Source organism: Kitasatospora sp. NPDC002522, assembly GCF_053595195.1.
On sequence record NZ_JBSFXE010000012.1, the window covers coordinates 48683 to 64024 of the forward strand.

General features: G+C 73.3%; 16 protein-coding genes. 5 read left to right on the top strand and 11 right to left on the bottom strand.

The genetic code is table 11. The features are described from left to right. Window positions 1-62: 62 nt before the first annotated feature. From ACWD4U_RS12810 to mca, 4 genes are read right to left on the bottom strand one after another with little or no spacing between them, the layout of a single operon-like run. Entirely contained in the window at window positions 63-911 is an 849-nt protein-coding gene (locus ACWD4U_RS12810) for a GNAT family N-acetyltransferase (RefSeq protein WP_363451845.1), read from the bottom strand. Window positions 912-955: 44 nt separating this feature from the next. Beyond that, window positions 956-2989 carry a thioredoxin domain-containing protein gene (locus tag ACWD4U_RS12815; protein ID WP_363451847.1) on the bottom strand — a complete coding sequence of 678 codons (2034 nt, stop codon included), beginning with the start codon at window positions 2987-2989 and terminating at the stop codon, window positions 956-958. A gap of 50 nt (window positions 2990-3039) precedes the next feature. Then, window positions 3040-3231, bottom strand: coding sequence for a hypothetical protein (locus ACWD4U_RS12820; protein WP_363451849.1), 192 nt, complete (start codon window positions 3229-3231; stop codon window positions 3040-3042). A gap of 55 nt (window positions 3232-3286) precedes the next feature. Next, entirely contained in the window at window positions 3287-4156 is an 870-nt protein-coding gene (gene mca, locus ACWD4U_RS12825) for a mycothiol conjugate amidase Mca (protein ID WP_363451851.1), read from the bottom strand. A 160-nt stretch (window positions 4157-4316) separates the two neighbouring features. Here mca and ACWD4U_RS12830 point away from each other — a divergent pair, with 160 nt between their 5' ends. Beyond that, window positions 4317-4760 carry a DUF4307 domain-containing protein gene (locus tag ACWD4U_RS12830; protein WP_363451853.1) on the top strand — a complete coding sequence of 148 codons (444 nt, stop codon included), beginning with the start codon at window positions 4317-4319 and terminating at the stop codon, window positions 4758-4760. A 238-nt stretch (window positions 4761-4998) separates the two neighbouring features. Further along, window positions 4999-5496: a transcription elongation factor GreA gene (gene greA, locus ACWD4U_RS12835; protein ID WP_363451855.1), complete on the top strand. Its 498-nt coding sequence runs from the start codon at window positions 4999-5001 to the stop codon at window positions 5494-5496. A 128-nt stretch (window positions 5497-5624) separates the two neighbouring features. Here the strand turns inward: greA and ACWD4U_RS12840 are convergent, their stop codons facing one another. The 3 genes from ACWD4U_RS12840 to ilvA all read right to left on the bottom strand — a co-directional run bounded on the left by ACWD4U_RS12840 (window position 5625) and on the right by ilvA (window position 8881). After that, window positions 5625-6485, bottom strand: coding sequence for an ABC transporter permease (locus tag ACWD4U_RS12840; RefSeq protein ID WP_363451857.1), 861 nt, complete (start codon window positions 6483-6485; stop codon window positions 5625-5627). 1 nt (window position 6486) lies between these two features. Continuing rightward, on the bottom strand, window positions 6487-7497 hold the full coding sequence (locus ACWD4U_RS12845) for an ATP-binding cassette domain-containing protein (protein ID WP_363451859.1): 1011 nt from the start codon (window positions 7495-7497) through the stop codon (window positions 6487-6489). Between the two features lie 172 nt (window positions 7498-7669). Continuing rightward, window positions 7670-8881, bottom strand: a complete 1212-nt coding sequence (gene ilvA / locus ACWD4U_RS12850; protein ID WP_363451861.1) for a threonine ammonia-lyase — start codon at window positions 8879-8881, stop codon at window positions 7670-7672. Window positions 8882-9005: 124 nt separating this feature from the next. On the opposite strand from ilvA, the gene ACWD4U_RS12855 reads away from it, so the two are divergent. Further along, complete coding sequence (locus ACWD4U_RS12855) at window positions 9006-9452, top strand: MarR family winged helix-turn-helix transcriptional regulator (protein ID WP_363451863.1); 447 nt, start codon at window positions 9006-9008, stop codon at window positions 9450-9452. Window positions 9453-9467: 15 nt separating this feature from the next. Here ACWD4U_RS12855 and ACWD4U_RS12860 read toward each other — a convergent pair whose 3' ends face one another. Further along, complete coding sequence (locus ACWD4U_RS12860) at window positions 9468-10622, bottom strand: cystathionine gamma-synthase (protein ID WP_363451865.1); 1155 nt, start codon at window positions 10620-10622, stop codon at window positions 9468-9470. A 166-nt stretch (window positions 10623-10788) separates the two neighbouring features. Here ACWD4U_RS12860 and ACWD4U_RS12865 point away from each other — a divergent pair, with 166 nt between their 5' ends. Together ACWD4U_RS12865 and ACWD4U_RS12870 are read left to right on the top strand one after the other, a co-directional pair. After that, a complete protein-coding gene (locus ACWD4U_RS12865) occupies window positions 10789-12438 on the top strand; it encodes a M48 family metalloprotease (protein ID WP_363451867.1) in 1650 nt (549 codons plus the stop codon). A gap of 157 nt (window positions 12439-12595) precedes the next feature. After that, entirely contained in the window at window positions 12596-12964 is a 369-nt protein-coding gene (locus ACWD4U_RS12870; protein ID WP_363451869.1) for a cupin domain-containing protein, read from the top strand. A 3-nt stretch (window positions 12965-12967) separates the two neighbouring features. Here ACWD4U_RS12870 and ACWD4U_RS12875 read toward each other — a convergent pair whose 3' ends face one another. From ACWD4U_RS12875 to ACWD4U_RS12885, 3 genes are all read right to left on the bottom strand, one after another. Continuing rightward, window positions 12968-13468 (bottom strand): DUF1203 domain-containing protein, encoded by a 501-nt coding sequence (locus ACWD4U_RS12875; RefSeq protein ID WP_363451871.1) that lies wholly within the window; start codon window positions 13466-13468, stop codon window positions 12968-12970. 90 nt (window positions 13469-13558) lie between these two features. Further along, complete coding sequence (locus ACWD4U_RS12880) at window positions 13559-14827, bottom strand: L,D-transpeptidase (protein WP_363451873.1); 1269 nt, start codon at window positions 14825-14827, stop codon at window positions 13559-13561. A 132-nt stretch (window positions 14828-14959) separates the two neighbouring features. Then, window positions 14960-15286: a hypothetical protein gene (locus ACWD4U_RS12885; RefSeq protein ID WP_363451875.1), complete on the bottom strand. Its 327-nt coding sequence runs from the start codon at window positions 15284-15286 to the stop codon at window positions 14960-14962. Window positions 15287-15342 lie beyond the last annotated feature (56 nt).

Consider the following 15342-nt stretch of genomic DNA (forward strand, 5'->3'; position numbering starts at 1 on the left):
CGATCCGACCGGGGGTGCGGCCGGGGGGACGGCCGGGGGGACGGCCAGGGGTGCGGCCGGCGTCAGCGGAACTCGATCTCCGCGGAGTCGCCGACCGGGCGGTAGCCGATGCGCTGGTAGATCGCGTTGCTGACCGGGTTGGACAGGTCCGTGTACAGCAGCACCTCGTGTGCGCCCGCGGCCTGCGCGTGGGCCGAGCCGGCCGCGGTCAGCGCGCTGGCGTAGCCGCGTCCGCGCCGGTCGGCGGGGGTGTAGACGGGGCCGATCCGGGACATCCCGGCGAGGACGGGGCTGACGCCGGCCATCGCGGTGACGTGCTCCGCGTCCTCCCACACCAGCAGGGTGCCGGCCGCGATCCGCCGGTCGGCGTCGGCGGCGAGGTCCACCGGCATCGACACCCCGGCCTCGTCGCAGAACGCCCGCAGCCAGTGCGCGAGCAGCGCGCGGTCGGCGGGCCGGGCGAGCCGGGCGCGGCCGCCCGGCGGGGCGGCGGGCGGGGTCAACTCGGCCAGCCGGTACAGCCGTTCGCCGGCCCGCAGCTCCCACGCGGCGCCGGTGTGCCGGGCCCAGGCGGCGGCGAAGGCCAGCGCCGCCGCCCGTTCGCCGCCGACCCCGGAGGGCTTCTCCCCGGCCTCGGCCAGCCGCCCGGCCAGCTCCTCGGCGGCGGCCACCGGCAGCCGGCCGAGGCGCTGCCCGAACGGCGGGGTGCGCAGCGTGGCTCCGGCGACCGCACCGTCCGCGGCCCGCCACCAGCCGTACCGCGGCGCCTCGGGTCCGTAGACCTGCGGGCCGTCCCGTCGCAGGCGGTCGAGGAGGGTGAGCAGCACGGTGTTCTCGACGGGTGCGGCGGTCAGGAACTCGCCTGCCGCGGCCTGGAATTCGTCCAGCGAAGTCGTCAGTGTCCAACCCATGCCGCATCCTCTCCCGCCGTCCGCCCGGCGGGCCACCGGTTCGGTCAGTCCCGCAGCCGCCGTTCCAGCTCCGCGACCTCGGCGGTGGGACGCTCGCAGACGAAGTGCCGGCAGACGTACGCGGCGGCGCGGCCGTCGAGCAGCGGCCGGTCGGCGAGCAGCGGCACCTCGGTGTCGCCCGGTTCGCCGACCGCGACCACCGCGCCGGGGGCGGTGGTGAGCAGGGCGGCGCGGTGCAGCGCGGCGCGGCCGGGGTCACCGGCCGGGCCGACCACGGCGACCTCGCGCGGACCGTCGAGCAGCGCCTCGGCGACCGCGAGACCCCAGCCGGTGAAGCGCGGCGCGCGCGGGCCGAGGGTCGAGACGATGCCGAGCGCCCGCTCCGCGGCGGTGCGGTGGCGGGCGGAGCCGGTGTACGCGGCGTACGTGAGCAGCGCGCCGGCGGCGGCGCTCCAGCCGGACGGGGCGGCGTTGTCGGTGGGGTCCTGGGGGCGGCGGATCAGCTCCTCCGCGTCGTCGGCGGTGTCGTACAGCGCGCCGGACTCGGGGTCGGCGAAGTGCAGCAGCACCAGGTCGAGGAGTTCCCCGGCGAGTTGCAGCCAGGCCGGGTCGCCGCCGACGGCGTACAGCGCGAGGAAGCCCTCGGCGGTGTCGGCGTAGTCCTCCAGCACCCCGGCGTTGGCGCCCGGCTTGCCGTCCCGGGACGTGCGCAGCAGTCGGCCCTCGGGGGTGAGGTGGACGGCGATCAGCAGGTCGGCGGCGCGTTCGGCGGCCTCCACCAGGTCGGGGCGCTCCAGCAGCGCGCCGGCCTCGGCGAGCGCGGCGATCGCCAGGCCGTTCCAGGCGGCGACCACCTTGTCGTCCCGGGCGGGCGCGGGCCGCCGGGAGCGGGCCGCGAACAGCTTGCCGCGGATCTCCTGGTAGTCCGTCACGTCCTCGGGGTCGCGCGGGAGTTGCAGCACCGAGGTGCCGTGCTCGAAGGTGCCGGTGACGTCGAAGAGTTCCACCGCGCGGGCGGCGTCCTCGGGGCCGAGGACGGCCGCGAGCTGCTCCGGCGTCCAGGCGTAGAACGCGCCCTCGGCGGTCCGTCCGGTCGCCTCGTCCAGCGAGTCGGCGTCCAGCGCGGAGGCGAACCCGCCCTCGGGGGTGCGCAGTTCGCGCAGCAGGAAGTCGGCGGTCTCCAGCGCGATCCGGCGTGCCCACGGCTCGCCGGTGGCCCGCCACAGGTGCAGGTACACCCGCAGCAGCAGCGCGTTGTCGTAACACATCTTCTCGAAGTGCGGCACGGTCCAGGTGGCGTCCACCGCGTAGCGGGCGAAGCCGCCGCCGAGCTGGTCGTAGATGCCGCCGCGGGCCATCGCCTCGCAGGTCCGCTGCACCATCTGCAGCGCCGCCTCGGAGCCGGTCCGCGCGTGGTGGCGCAGCAGGAACTCCAGCACCATCGACGGCGGGAACTTCGGGGCGCCGCCGAAACCGCCCCGCCGCTCGTCGAACGAACGCGTCAACTCGGTGACCGCCCGGTGCAGTTCACCCTCGCCCGGGAGCGACGCGACGCCGCTGCCCACCGCGTACACCGACGCCCGTTCTGCCAGGTCCCTGGAGATCCGGCCCGCGACCTGGTCGACCTCGCCCCGGCGCGTCTCCCACGCCGTGTGCACCCCCTCCAGCACCTGCCGGAAGGACGGCATCCCGTGCCGCGGCTCGGGCGGGAAGTACGTCCCGAAGTAGAACGGCTCCTTCTCGGGCGTCAGGAACACCGTCATCGGCCACCCGCCCTGCCCGGTGGCCGCCTGCACCGCCTCCATGTACACCGCGTCGACGTCCGGCCGCTCCTCGCGGTCGACCTTCACCGCCACGAACCGCTCGTTCAGCACCCCCGCGGTCGCCTCGTCCTCGAAGGACTCGTGCGCCATCACGTGGCACCAGTGGCACGCCGCGTACCCCACGCTCAGCAGCACCGGCACCCCCCGCCGCCGCGCCTCCGCGAACGCCTCCTCCCCCCACGGCCACCAGTCGACGGGGTTGTCGGCGTGCTGCAACAGATAGGGGGACGTGGCATCGGCCAGACGGTTCACCATGCGCGCAGTATCTCAGCCTGCCCGCGCACGGCACCGGAATGACCGATGGGTCAGTCGTCCTCGCGGTCCGGCTGCTCGACGAAGTCGATCTTCTTGAAGCGGGCGTTCATCGACTTCAGCAGGAACCAGGTGGCGATGCCGAGAGCGGCGAAGACGACGAAGCCGAGCAGGCCGGGGGTGACCTTGGTCTCGTCGAGGGCGAGGTCGGCGGCGAGCCGGGTGACGTTCACGGGGGTGCTCATTCGTCCATGGTGACCCGACCCTACGCGGGCCGGGTCACCGGGGGGTGGTACGGAGTTACTTGCGCAGGCCCGCGAACAGGTCGTCCTCGGGGAGGTCGGTCTCGATGTGGGACTTGGCGAGTTCGTAGTCCTCGGTCGGCCAGACGTCGCGCTGGACGTCGATCGGGACGCGGAACCACGGGCCGTCGGGGTCGATCTGGGTCGCGTGCGCGATCAGCGCCTTGTCCCGGATCTCGAACCAGTCGTCGCACTTCACCCGGGTGGTGATCTCCCGCTCGGCGCGGCCGGACTTCTCCCAGCCGGCGATCCACTCGCCGTAGGGGGACTCGTGGCCGTGCTCGGTGAGGTACGCGTGCAGGGCGCGGATCCGGCCCATCGGGAAGCCGTGGTTGTAGTACAGCTTCTGCGGCTGCCAGGGCTCGCCGGCCTCCGGGTACGCCTCGGGATCGCCCGCGGCGTCGAACGCCGCCATGGAGATCTTGTGGGTCATGATGTGGTCGGGGTGCGGGTAGCCGCCGTTCTCGTCGTACGTGGTGATCACGTGCGGGCGGAACTCGCGGATCAGCTTCACCAGCGCGCCCGCGGCGACCTCCACCTCCTCGAGGGCGAAGCAGCCCTCGGGCAGCGGGGGCAGCGGGTCGCCCTCCGGCAGACCGGAGTCGACGTAGCCCAGCCACGCCTGCTGGACGCCGAGGATCTCCCGCGCGGCGTCCATCTCCTTGCGGCGCACCTCGTGGATGTTCTCCTCGATCCACGGGTCGCCCTGGAGCTTCGGGTTCAGGATCGATCCGCGCTCGCCACCGGTACAGGTGGCGACCAGCACCTCCACCCCCTCGGACACGTACATGGCCATGGTGGCGGCGCCCTTGCTGGACTCGTCGTCCGGGTGCGCGTGTACCGCCATCAACCGCAACTGCTCGCTCAACGCCTGGTTCCCTTCCAGGTATGTCCGGCTCGTCGGGGCGGCTCCCCCGCCGCCTCTGGCGCGGACGTGCCCCTCCTATAGTGACGGACTGGAGGGCGCGTCCATTCCCACTAGGGGTCGACCTAGGGGTGGAGGCCCTCATCGAAAGGACCGGCGCCCCATGGACCACCCCCCTACGCCCGCGAGCACCGCGCCCGCCCGGCAGCCCGCCGTGCCGGCCGGCCGCTACGGCCGCGGTGACGACGACCGGGCCGCCGACCGCAGGCTGCGGGTCGCCGCGGTGGTGTGCGGGGTGCTGTTCCTCGGGCTGATCGGCTGGCTGGGCGGCTCGTACCTGATGCGCGAGACCACGATGAACGGCACGGTGCCGACCTTCCAGACGGTCTCCGACGGCGAGGTCCAGCTGCAGCTGTCGGTCCGCAAGAGCGAGGGCACCGGCGGGGTGTGCACGGTCCGCTCGCAGGGCGCCGACGGCGCGGTGGTCGGCCAGTCGGACTTCCCCGTCCCGACGGCCGGCACCAGCTACGTCCAGGTGGTCACGCTGCGGACCACCGCCCGCGGCACCACCGCCGAGCTGCTGGGCTGCACCCCCGACCGGCACTGAGCCGGTTCACCCCCGCGCGCTCCGTTGCCCGACTCACTCGTTCGGACGCATAGTCGAAGGGACGGACCGGTCGTCCCCTGATGGCCCTCCCGTCCGCGCCGGGAACTTGTTAGGCTCGTGGTTTCGCCCCTTCCGCGCCAGAGGCCCGGGAGCGGGCGTTGCTTTGCATCTGCCAGAAAAACGACCACTGCTGACGACACCACCCCGCAGCAGCGCCAGCACCGACGAGGAGCACCCTGTGACCCAGACCAACGATGACGTGACCTGGCTCACTCAGGACCACTACAACAAGCTCAAGGCCGAGCTTGACCACCTGACCGGGCCCTGGCGCATCGAGATCGCCCAGAAGATCGAGGCGGCCCGCGAGGAGGGCGATCTCAAGGAGAACGCCGGCTACCACGCGGCCAAGGACGAGCAGGGCAAGACCGAGGCGCGCATCCGCCAGCTGACCCAGCTGCTGGAGCGGGCGAAGGTCGGCGAGGCCCCCGCCGACTCCGGCGTGGTGGCCCCCGGCATGCTGGTCAAGGTCGCGTTCGACGGCGACCTCGACGACACGATGGAGTTCCTGCTCGCCTCCCGCGAGGTGACCGACGGCGACATCGACGTCTACTCGCCGCAGTCCCCGCTGGGCAAGGCGATCATCGGCCGGTCGGTCGGCGAGGACGCCCAGTACGAGCTGCCGAACGGCAAGAAGGCCGGCGTGAAGATCGTCGACGCCAAGCCGTACTCCGGCTGAGCACCCCGGACACGAACGGACGGCCGCTCCCCCGGGTGGGGGGAGCGGCCGTCCGTTTCGTACGTCACTGGCGAGGCGTCACCCCACCGCGGAGCGGCCCCGGCTGTCCGACCGCGGAGCGGCCCCGGTTATCCGACCGCGGAGCGGTACTTGCGCACCGACAGCCACGAGAAGACCGCCGTGATGACCACCGACCACAGCACCGACACCAGCGCGGCGTGCTGCATCGGCCAGGCGTCCGGCACCGGGCCGATCTGGTTGCCGAAGAGGCTGCGGCAGGCCTGCACGGTGGCGCTGAACGGGTTCCAGTAGGCGATCGGCTGCAGCCAGCCCGGCATCGAGCTGACCGGGACGAAGGCGTTGGAGATGAAGGTCAGCGGGAAGAGCCAGATCAGGCCGGCCGAGGTCGCGGCCTCGGGGCTGCGCACCGAGAGGCCGATCAGCGCGCCGATCCAGGAGAAGGCGTAGCCGAGCAGCAGCAGCAGGGCGAACGCGGCCAGCATGTTGAGCACGCCGTCGTGGACCCGCCAGCCGACCAGCAGGGCGACCAGGGCGAGCACCACCACCGTGATCGCGGTCTGCACCAGGTCGGCGAGGGTGCGGCCGGTGAGCACCGCGGCGCGGGCCATCGGCAGCGAGCGGAAGCGGTCGACCAGGCCCTTGGTCATGTCCTCCGCGATGCCGGCCGAGGCGCCGGCCACCGCGAAGGTGACGGTCTGGGCGAAGATGCCCGCCATCAGGAACTCGATGTAGGTGTCGTGGCTGGGCGCGGCGCCGGGGATGGCGATCGCGCCGCCCATCACGTACGAGAACAGCAGCACGAACATGACGGGCTGCATCAGGCCGAAGACCACGATCTCGGGGATCCGGGTCATCCGGCGCAGGTTGCGCTTGGCGACCACCCAGGAGTCGTGCGCGGTGGCGGAGATGCCGCGGCGGGTGGTGATCGGGGCGGGGCCGATCGCCGCGTCGGGCAGTGCGGTGGTCATCTCAGGCGTCCTTCCCCTGGCGGCGGCCCTTCTTGCCCTGGCGGGCGCCCTGGTCCTCGTCGTTCTCCTCGTCCTCGGTGACGTGCCCGGTGAGCGAGAGGAAGACGTCGTCCAGGGTCGGGCGGCGCAGTCCGATGTCGTCGATCTCGATGGAGCGGGCGTCCAGTTCGCGGATGACGTCGGCGAGCACCTTGGCGCCGCCGCTGACCGGGATGGTGATCCGGCGGGTGTTCTTCTCCACCGTCGGGTCGCCCTTGGCGTACGGGGTGAGCGCGGCGATCGCCTCGGGGACCAGGTCGGCCTGGTGGACGACGACCTCGATCCGCTCGCCGCCGATCTGCGCCTTGAGCTCGTCGGCGGTGCCGCGGGCGATCACCTTGCCGTGGTCGACCACCGCGATGTCGTGGGCGAGGCGGTCGGCCTCCTCCAGGTACTGGGTGGTGAGCAGCAGGGTGGTGCCCTGCTCGACCAGGGTCTCGATGACCTCCCAGAGGGCGAGCCGGTTGCGCGGGTCGAGCCCGGTGGTGGGCTCGTCGAGGAACATCACCGGCGGGCGGACCACCAGGGCGGCGGCCAGGTCGAGGCGACGGCGCATGCCGCCGGAGTAGGTCTTGGCGGGCCGGTCCATGGCCTCGCCGAGGTTGAACCACTCGAGGAGCTCCAGCGCCCGCCGCTTCGCGTCGCGGGCGGACATCTGGTAGAGCTCGCCGACCATCTGGAGGTTCTCCCGGCCGGTGAGGTACTCGTCGACCGCGGCGTACTGGCCGGACAGCCCGATCAGGCTGCGGACCTGGTTGGGGTGCTTGAGGACGTCCACGCCGGCCACCGTGGCGCGGCCGGAGTCCGGCTGGAGCAGCGTGGTCAGCACCCGGACGGTGGTGGTCTTGCCGGCGCCGTTGGGGCCGAGCAGCCCGAGCACGGTGCCTTCGGGCACGTCCAGGCTCACGCCGTCGAGTGCGCGGACGTCGCCGAAGGTCTTGACCAGGTTCTCGGCTTCGATGGCTGACGCCATGGGCCTGCCTCATCTCCTGATGGGTCGGTTTGGGTGGGAAACATCCACTTTGTGCTACCCGAGTCCGCTCGCGGCGAAGCTCGCGATACATCGCAAGATGCTGCCACTCGCGATATATCGCGTCAACCTCCCAGGTGACGCGCGTCTCAGGAGCCCCAACGGCCGCCCGGAGTCAGCGGCTGACCACGTACCCGGCCTCACGGAGCTCGCCGATCACGGCGGCGCAGTGCTCCGGGCCCTTGGTCTCCAGGTGCAGGTCCACCTCGACCTCGGCGAGGCCCAGACGCGGGTCGATCCGCACGTGCGCGACGTCCAGCACGTTGGCGTCGACCCGGGTCAGCACGCCCAGCAGGTCGGCCAACGCGCCCGGCTTGTCGGCGAGTCGGACCCGCAGCGAGAGGTAGCGGCCGGCCGCGGCGAGGCCGTGCCGGAGCACCCGCTGCATCAGCTGCGGGTCGATGTTGCCGCCGGACAGCACCGCGACCACCGGGCCCTCGAAGGCGCCCGGTTCCTCCAGCAGCGCGGCGATCGGCGCCGCGCCGGCCGGCTCGACCACCAGCTTCAGCCGCTCCAGCCCGACCAGCAGGGCCCTCGACAGCGCGTCCTCGGAGACCGTGCGCACCCCGTCCGCGAGGGTGTTGACCACCTCGAACGGGATGTCGCCCGGACGGCCCACCATGATCCCGTCCGCCATGGTGGCGAACCGTTCCAGCCCCACCGGCCGGCCCGCCGCCAGCGACAGCGGGTACGCCGCCGCGGCCGCCGCCTGCACGCCGATCACCTTCACGTCCGGGCGCAGCGACTTCATCGCCACCGCGATCCCGGCCAGCAGCCCGCCGCCGCCGGTGCCGACCAGCACGGTGCGCACCTCGGGGCACTGCTCCAGCACCTCCAGGCCGACGGTGGCCTGACCGGTGATCACGTCCCAGTGGTCGAAGGGGTGGATGAAGACCGCGCCGGTCGCCTCCGCGTAGTGCTGGGCGGCGCGCAGCGCCTCGTCGACGTTGGCGCCGTGCAGCCGCACCTCGGCGCCGTACTCGCGGGTGGCGGCGACCTTCGGCAGCGGCGCGGCGACCGGCATGAAGACGGTGGAATGCACCCCGAGCAGCGCGGCGGCCAGCGCCACCCCCTGCGCGTGGTTGCCCGCGGAGGCGGCGACCACTCCGGCGGCCCGCTCCACCGGGCTGAGCCCGGCGATCCGCACGTACGCCCCGCGCAGCTTGAACGACCCGGTGCGCTGCAGGTTCTCGCACTTCAGGTGGACGGGCGTGCCGGCCACCCCGGACAGGTGCCGACTGGTCTGCATCGGCGTCACCCGGGCCACCCCGGCCAGCATCTTCTGCGCGCCCCGCACGTCGTCGACGGTGATCGGCCAACTCTGCATGGCGGCAAGCCTAGGGTGCGTCCGACGATTCCCGTCGGACGCGCCCTCGGCGCGCAAGGTTCCCGTGCCCGCCCGGCGCGCGTACGCTGCTGGGCACGAGTCGCCCCCACCCCCGTGAGCCGCGATGACCTTCCCCCAGTCCGACGTTCCCGACTTCGACCCCACGCTCGACGCCGATCGTCAACTCCCCTACCAGGTCGCGGTGTTCGCCCGGCGGATCTGCGCCGACGAGGAGCTCGACCGGGCGGCGTTCCTGCTGCTGGACCAGCTCTCCGGCGGGCCCGCCAACGTGAAGGCGCTGGCCGAGGCGCTCGGCGTGGACTCCTCCACGGTGACCCGGCAGGCCGCGCCGCTGCTCGCCGAGCGGCTGCTGGCCCGGGTGCCGTACCCGGCGGACCGGCGGGCGGCGCGGCTCGCGCTGACCCCGCTCGGGGCGCTGCGGCTCGCCCAGGTGCGGGAGCGCCGCCGGCAGGTGATCGCCGAGCTGACCGAGGCCTGGACGCCGCAGGAGCGGGCGCTGTTCTGCGTGCTGCTGGGCCGGTTCAACGACGGCCTGCTGGGCCGCCGTTGAACCGGTGACGGATCGTCAGCCGAGGGCCTGCGTCAGGTCGGCCAGCAGGTCGTCGGCGGACTCGATGCCGACCGAGACGCGCACCAGGTCGGCCGGCACCTCCAGCGGGGAGCCCGCCGCGGAGGCGTGGGTCATCCGGCCGGGGTGCTCGATCAGCGACTCGACGCCGCCCAGCGACTCGCCGAGGGTGAACAGCTGCGCGCGGTTGCACACCGCGACCGCGGCCTCCTCGCCGCCGGCCACCCGGAACGAGACCATGCCACCGAAGGCCTTCATCTGCTTGGCGGCGACGTCGTGGCCGGGGTGGCCGGGCAGGCCCGGGTAGAGCACCTGGGTCACCTTCGGGTGCCCGCTGAGCAGTTCGGCGACCTTGGCGGCGTTCTCCGAGTGCCGGTCCATCCGCACGCCGAGGGTCTTGATGCCGCGCAGCACCAGCCAGGCGTCGAACGGGCCGGACACCGCGCCCATCGCGTTCTGGTGGTAGGCCACCTCCTCCGCCAGGCCCGCGTCGGCGACCACCAGGGCGCCGCCGACCACGTCCGAGTGCCCGCCCATGTACTTGGTGGTGGAGTGCACCACGACGTCCGCGCCGAAGGAGATCGGCTGCTGCAGGTAGGGGCTGGCGAAGGTGTTGTCGACCACCAGCAGCGCGCCGGCGGCGTGCGCGATCTCGGCGACCGCGGCCAGGTCGGTGATGCCGAGCAGCGGGTTGGACGGGGTCTCCACCCACACCGCGCGGGTGGTCGGGCGGATCGCCTCGCGCACCTTCTCCGGGTGGTGGGTGTCGGCGACGGAGAACTCGACGCCCCATCGGGTCAGCACCTTGGCGAACAGCCGGAAGGTGCCGCCGTAGGCGTCGTTGGGGATCACGATGTGGTCGCCCGGCTTGAGGATGGTGCGCAGCAGGGTGTCCTCGGCGGCCAGGCCGGAGGCGAACGCCAGGCCGCGGGCGCCGCCCTCGATCGCCGCCAGGCACTCCTCCAGCGCGGTGCGGGTCGGGTTGGCGGAGCGGCTGTACTCGTAGCCGCCCCGCAGCCCGCCCACCCCGTCCTGCTTGTAGGTGGACACCTGGTAGATCGGCGTGACGACGGCCCCGGTCTGGGGGTCCGCTTCCTGACCCGCGTGGATGGCAAGGGTCTCGAAGCCCTGGGAAAGCTGGTGCTCGGTCATACTCCCGAGCCTAGTGCGGTACGGCCGTACGGGCGGTGCGACGTGACGTGCCGTCGGACCGCGTCACCGCAGGCCGGAGCGGATCCCAAAGGCCTCGCAAAATCTGTGTCCGTACCGGTACCATCTGCCCCCGCACACATGATCGACACCCATTCGGGGGCGCACAATGACCACCGGGCGCACCGGCATGCGGACGTCCACGCGGGCGCTGCTCGCGGTCTCGCTGCTGGCCGGCTTCTACCTGCTCGCGGCGGCCATCGTCGTCGGGCTGGTCTGGGCGAACGTCGAGCTGGTGGTCGAGTCCGACCGCCTGCACGGCGGGATGGTCAAGCTGTGGCTGCTCTCCGCCGCCATCGCCTACCCGGTGCTGCGGGTGGTCTTCCTGACCCGCCGTCCGCGCGGCGACCACGGCGGCGGCCTGCCGCTGACCCGCGCGGACCAGCCGGAGCTGTGGGCCCGGGTGGACCGGATCGCCGAGGCCACCGGCGTCCGCGGCCCCGCCGGGATCCGCCTGGTGCCGGCGGTCAACGCCGGCGTGTACGAGGAGACCCGGCTGCTCGGCCTGGTCCCCGGCCCGCGCCACCTGGTGCTCGGCGCCCCGCTGCTGCTCGGCCTGACCGAGGCCGAGCTGGACTCGGTGCTCGCCCACGAGTTCGGCCACTACGCCAACAACGACGTCCGGCTGGCCGGCGTCACCGTGGCCGGCCGCACCGCGATCGGCCACACCATCGCGACCCTGCACCACCGCGCCGACCTGCACCGGGCCGGCCGGGAGGCCGAGATCGCCGACGACAACGCCTACCGCCTCGCCAAGGGCCGCAAGGCCAAGGCCGAGGACCCGGGCGACGGCGGCGTCGAGCGGGTCCTCGCCATGCTGTTCACCCAGTACGCCAAGCTGTACTTCCGGGTCTCCGAGTCGATCAGCCGTCGCCAGGAGCTGGCCGCCGACCGGCTCGCCGCCACCGTGGCCGGCCGCGACGCCACCGCCGCCGCCCTGCGCCGCCTGCCCGCGCTGGACGCCGCGCAGAGCTTCTACCTCGACCGCTACGCCACCATGGGCTGGAAGGCCGGCCTGCTGCCCCCGCCCGGCCAGGTCTACGGCGGCCTCGCCCACCTGCTGGCCGACCCGAAGCGCCGCGAGGAGCTCGCCGCGCTGGGCCTGGACCTCCCCGAGGAGCAGGCCGACCCGTACGACTCGCACCCGCCGATCCGTCAGCGGGTCGCCGCCGTCGAGGCGCTGCCGGACTCCCCGGGCCTGCCGGGCCTCGGCGCCGACCGTCCCGCGCTCGGCCTGCTGCGCGACGCGGAGCGCCTGCTCGCCGAGCTGGAGGCCGTCTCGCTGGTCCCGGAGGCCGCCACCAAGCGCCGGGTGGAGTGGCCCGAGCTGGTGCACGAGACCCTGCTGGCCGACGCCCGTGAGGGCGCCCAGCCGGTGCTGCGCGCCCTCACCGAGAGCGGCCTGCACGGCACCGTCGAGGCGATGCTGGACGCGCTGGACGCCGGCCGCGGCGGCGAGCTCGCCGAGCGCCTGCCGAAGAGCGCGGAGGCCGCCACCGCCACCGGCCAGGCCGCCCTGGACCTGCGCCGCGCCGCCGTGCGCCGCGCGCTGGAGTCGCTCACCGTGCTCGCCCTCACCTCGCAGCGGCTGGCCCACTGGGAGCTGTCCTGGAGCCGCCCGGCCGCCCTGGTCCTGCCCGGTGACACCGGCGAGCGGCTGCCCGCCGCGCTGGACGCCGCCACCGCGGCCACCCCGGACACCGCCCCGCTGCGCACCCTGCTGGCCGAGGCCGGCCGGCTCGCCGCCGCCGCCTCCTGACGCACCATCACCCCGCGGCGGGCCGCGCGCCCGCCGCGAGGTGACCGCCTCGCGTCGCGGTGGCCCGGCGGGCTGCCGACGATGGAAGGGTCAGCCGCGCCCCGGCGCCCTCCGGGCGGTCGGGCGCGGGTTCACCCGAGTCGGAGGTGACGGCGAGATGGCCGGGTTGGTGCGGATGAGTCTGGACGAGCCGGAGGAGGTCCGCCCGTTCCAGGACGGGAAGGGCCAGCTGGCACTGGTCAACGTGGCGGCCGGCGGCGTGGGCCGCGCGGTCTTCGAACCGGGCTGGCAGTGGTCCAAGCACGTGGGGCCGATCGCGGGCACGGCGAGCTGCCAGGCCTCGCACGTCGGTTACGTGCTCTCCGGTCGGATGCGGATCGAGATGGACGACGGCCAGGCCGAGGAGTTCGGCGCCGGCGACCTGATGATCTGCCCGCCCGGGCACGACGCCTGGGTGCTCGGCGACGTGCCGTGCGTGGTGATCGACTGGCAGGGCTTCGTGGACTACGCCAAGCCCGCCGGGTGACCGTCAGCCGGCCCGGCGCACCTCGTGCATGAAGCAGCCGAACTCCACGGCTCGCACGTGCACCACCGCGACCTCCGGGTCGGCCAGCAACTCGCCTGCCAGCCGCGGCAGTTCCGCGGGCTCGCCGAGCACCCCGCGAAGGATCCGGCCAGCCCCGGAGTACGCCCGCAGCACCCGCTGCCCGCCGTGGAAGCCGGCCGGCCAGCCACCCGGGGTTTCCGGCCCCGGGCACGGCTCGGCGTGCCCGAAGACCGGCCCGGTCTCCTCGTACGCGCCGGGGTCGCAGCCGGTCTCCGCGGCCCAGCGCCGCAGCGGGGCGTAGGAGAGCAGGACGATCCGCTCGCCGGGCCTGGCCCGGGTGAGGCAGCAGCGCAGCGGCTCGCCGCCGTCCCGGGTGGCGGCGGGGTCGGGGGTGCGCCCGGAGTCGTCGCGGCGGCGCAGTTCGGCGAGGACCTCGGCGGGGATCGCTCGGACGGTCCGGCTGGTCTCGGTCACGGTGGTCATGGCTGAAGCCTGCGCCGCCGCGGGCCGCCGGTCCGGCGGGTTTCGGACCTGGCGCTGCCCGGTCCGGCGGGCGGGTCGGAGGGCGCTCGCTCAGAGGGCGCTGCCGGCCTTCCAGTCCGCCCAGCTCATGTTCCAGCCGTTCAGGCCGTTCGACGGACTGACCGTGCGGTCACCGGAGTTGATCACCTCGACCACGTCGCCGATGATCGAGCTGGCATAGAACTTGGCGCCGTTGGTACTCGGGTCGTTCCCGCCCTGGACGTCCTGCAGGGCTATGCAGCCGTGGCTGGTGTTGTCGTGGCCGAACTGCGAGGCGGGCGCCCAGTAGTTGCCGTGGATGAACGTCCCGGAGGTGGTCAGCCGCTGCGCGTGCGGGACGTCGGGGATGTCGTACTCGCTGCCCAGGCCGACCGTGCTGGAGTTCATCCGGGTCTCGGTGAACTGCTCGGAGATCACCATCTTCCCGGCCCAGGTGGTGTGGTCGGGCGCGCCGCCGATCACCGGGTAGGTGGCGGTGACCTGGCCGTCGGTGGTGACGGTGAGGGTGTCGGCCTTCAGGTCGGCGACCGAGACCTGGCTGCGGCCGACGGTGAACGTGACGTCCTTGGACTGGGTGCCGTACACGCCCTTGGCACCGGCCACGTCCCGCAGCCGGAGCTTGAGGGTGACCTTGGTGCCCTTCGCCCAGTAGGTCTCCGGGCGGAAGTCGAGCCGGGTGGCGTCGAACCAGTGGCCGACTATCTGCACCGGCGGGTCGGCGACCACGGTGATCCCCTGCTGGACGGCCTTGCGGTTGGTGATCGCCTTGTTGAAGTTGATCGACACCGGCATCCCGACGCCGACCGTGGAGCCGTCCTCGGGGGTGAAGTACCCGACGAAGGTGTCGGCGGGGGAGGCGGTGGAGAAGCTGGCGTTGGCGTCGGCCGGGTGCTGGTCCGGGTCGACCGCCTCGGCGGTCACCGCGTACTTGGTGCCGCTGCTGAGCTTGGTGGTGGAGGTCCAGCTGGCGCCGTCGGCGGCCAGCTGGCCGGCTATCGCCTTGCCCTTGTCGTCGGTGACGCCGACCGAGGTGAGCGTGCCGCCGGAGACGGTGACCGTGACCGGGTCGGTGAACGGCGCGGCGGTGGTGCCGTCGGCGGGGGTGATGGTGATCTGCGCGACCGAGGCCTTGGGGCTGGTCGAGCCGGTCCCCGCGACGCCGGGGGATCCCGAGGCGCTCGCCGGGGCGGACTTCTTGCCGTCGCTCTGGCAGGCGGCCAGCAGCAGCACGGGGGCGCCGAGCAGCCCGGAGAGCACACCGCGTCGGGTCCAGTGGCCGCCGCGCGGCCGTTCCTGCTTCTCCGGTGCGGTCACGTCCACGCTCCCTGGGCTCAAAGGTGATCACGTCGAAATGTGTTCAGATCGTACGAGAGTACCCAAGGGTGCGCCAGAACGGACAAAAGGCCCGGTCCGGACGGATCCGGACCGGGCCTCGCGTTCAGCGCAGAATCGTCACTGCACCTCGTACTCGTCCCAGCCCTCGTCGTCCGGGTCGTAGTCGGTGGTGGCGGACTCCCAGGTGGCGGCGGCGAGCTCCACGCCCGGAACGTCGCCGAGCAGCGCCACCGGGTCGACGAAGTGGGCGAGCGAACCCGTCGGGTCCACGTCGATCGCCTCGACGGCCTGGGCGCGCTCCTCGTCGTCCAGGTACTCGTCGTCGGCCACCTGCGCCAGGGCGGCGGTCTTCAGCGCGTGCTCGTCGGTGATCTCGGCGATCAGCTCGATGGTGAGGCGTACGTAGCGCGGTGCGTCCTGCTCGGGCAGGTCAGTGCTGGTCATGCCAGCGAGCGTAGGGGGTGCGGCGGCCATCGGGAAACGGCGGCCGGTCCCGGGCC

Excerpts from the sequence above, each read along its gene's own strand:
- ACWD4U_RS12810 (WP_363451845.1), bottom strand. The coding sequence starts at position 911 with ATGGGTTGGACACTGACGACTTCGCTGGACGAATTCCAGGCCGCGGCA.
- ACWD4U_RS12815 (WP_363451847.1), bottom strand. The coding sequence starts at position 2,989 with ATGGTGAACCGTCTGGCCGATGCCACGTCCCCCTATCTGTTGCAGCAC.
- ACWD4U_RS12820 (WP_363451849.1), bottom strand. The coding sequence starts at position 3,231 with ATGAGCACCCCCGTGAACGTCACCCGGCTCGCCGCCGACCTCGCCCTC.
- ACWD4U_RS12830 (WP_363451853.1), top strand. The coding sequence starts at position 4,317 with ATGGACCACCCCCCTACGCCCGCGAGCACCGCGCCCGCCCGGCAGCCC.
- ACWD4U_RS12840 (WP_363451857.1), bottom strand. The coding sequence starts at position 6,485 with ATGACCACCGCACTGCCCGACGCGGCGATCGGCCCCGCCCCGATCACC.
- ACWD4U_RS12845 (WP_363451859.1), bottom strand. The coding sequence starts at position 7,497 with ATGGCGTCAGCCATCGAAGCCGAGAACCTGGTCAAGACCTTCGGCGAC.
- ilvA (WP_363451861.1), bottom strand. The coding sequence starts at position 8,881 with ATGCAGAGTTGGCCGATCACCGTCGACGACGTGCGGGGCGCGCAGAAG.
- ACWD4U_RS12855 (WP_363451863.1), top strand. The coding sequence starts at position 9,006 with ATGACCTTCCCCCAGTCCGACGTTCCCGACTTCGACCCCACGCTCGAC.
- ACWD4U_RS12860 (WP_363451865.1), bottom strand. The coding sequence starts at position 10,622 with ATGACCGAGCACCAGCTTTCCCAGGGCTTCGAGACCCTTGCCATCCAC.
- ACWD4U_RS12865 (WP_363451867.1), top strand. The coding sequence starts at position 10,789 with ATGACCACCGGGCGCACCGGCATGCGGACGTCCACGCGGGCGCTGCTC.
- ACWD4U_RS12870 (WP_363451869.1), top strand. The coding sequence starts at position 12,596 with ATGGCCGGGTTGGTGCGGATGAGTCTGGACGAGCCGGAGGAGGTCCGC.
- ACWD4U_RS12875 (WP_363451871.1), bottom strand. The coding sequence starts at position 13,468 with ATGACCACCGTGACCGAGACCAGCCGGACCGTCCGAGCGATCCCCGCC.
- ACWD4U_RS12885 (WP_363451875.1), bottom strand. The coding sequence starts at position 15,286 with ATGACCAGCACTGACCTGCCCGAGCAGGACGCACCGCGCTACGTACGC.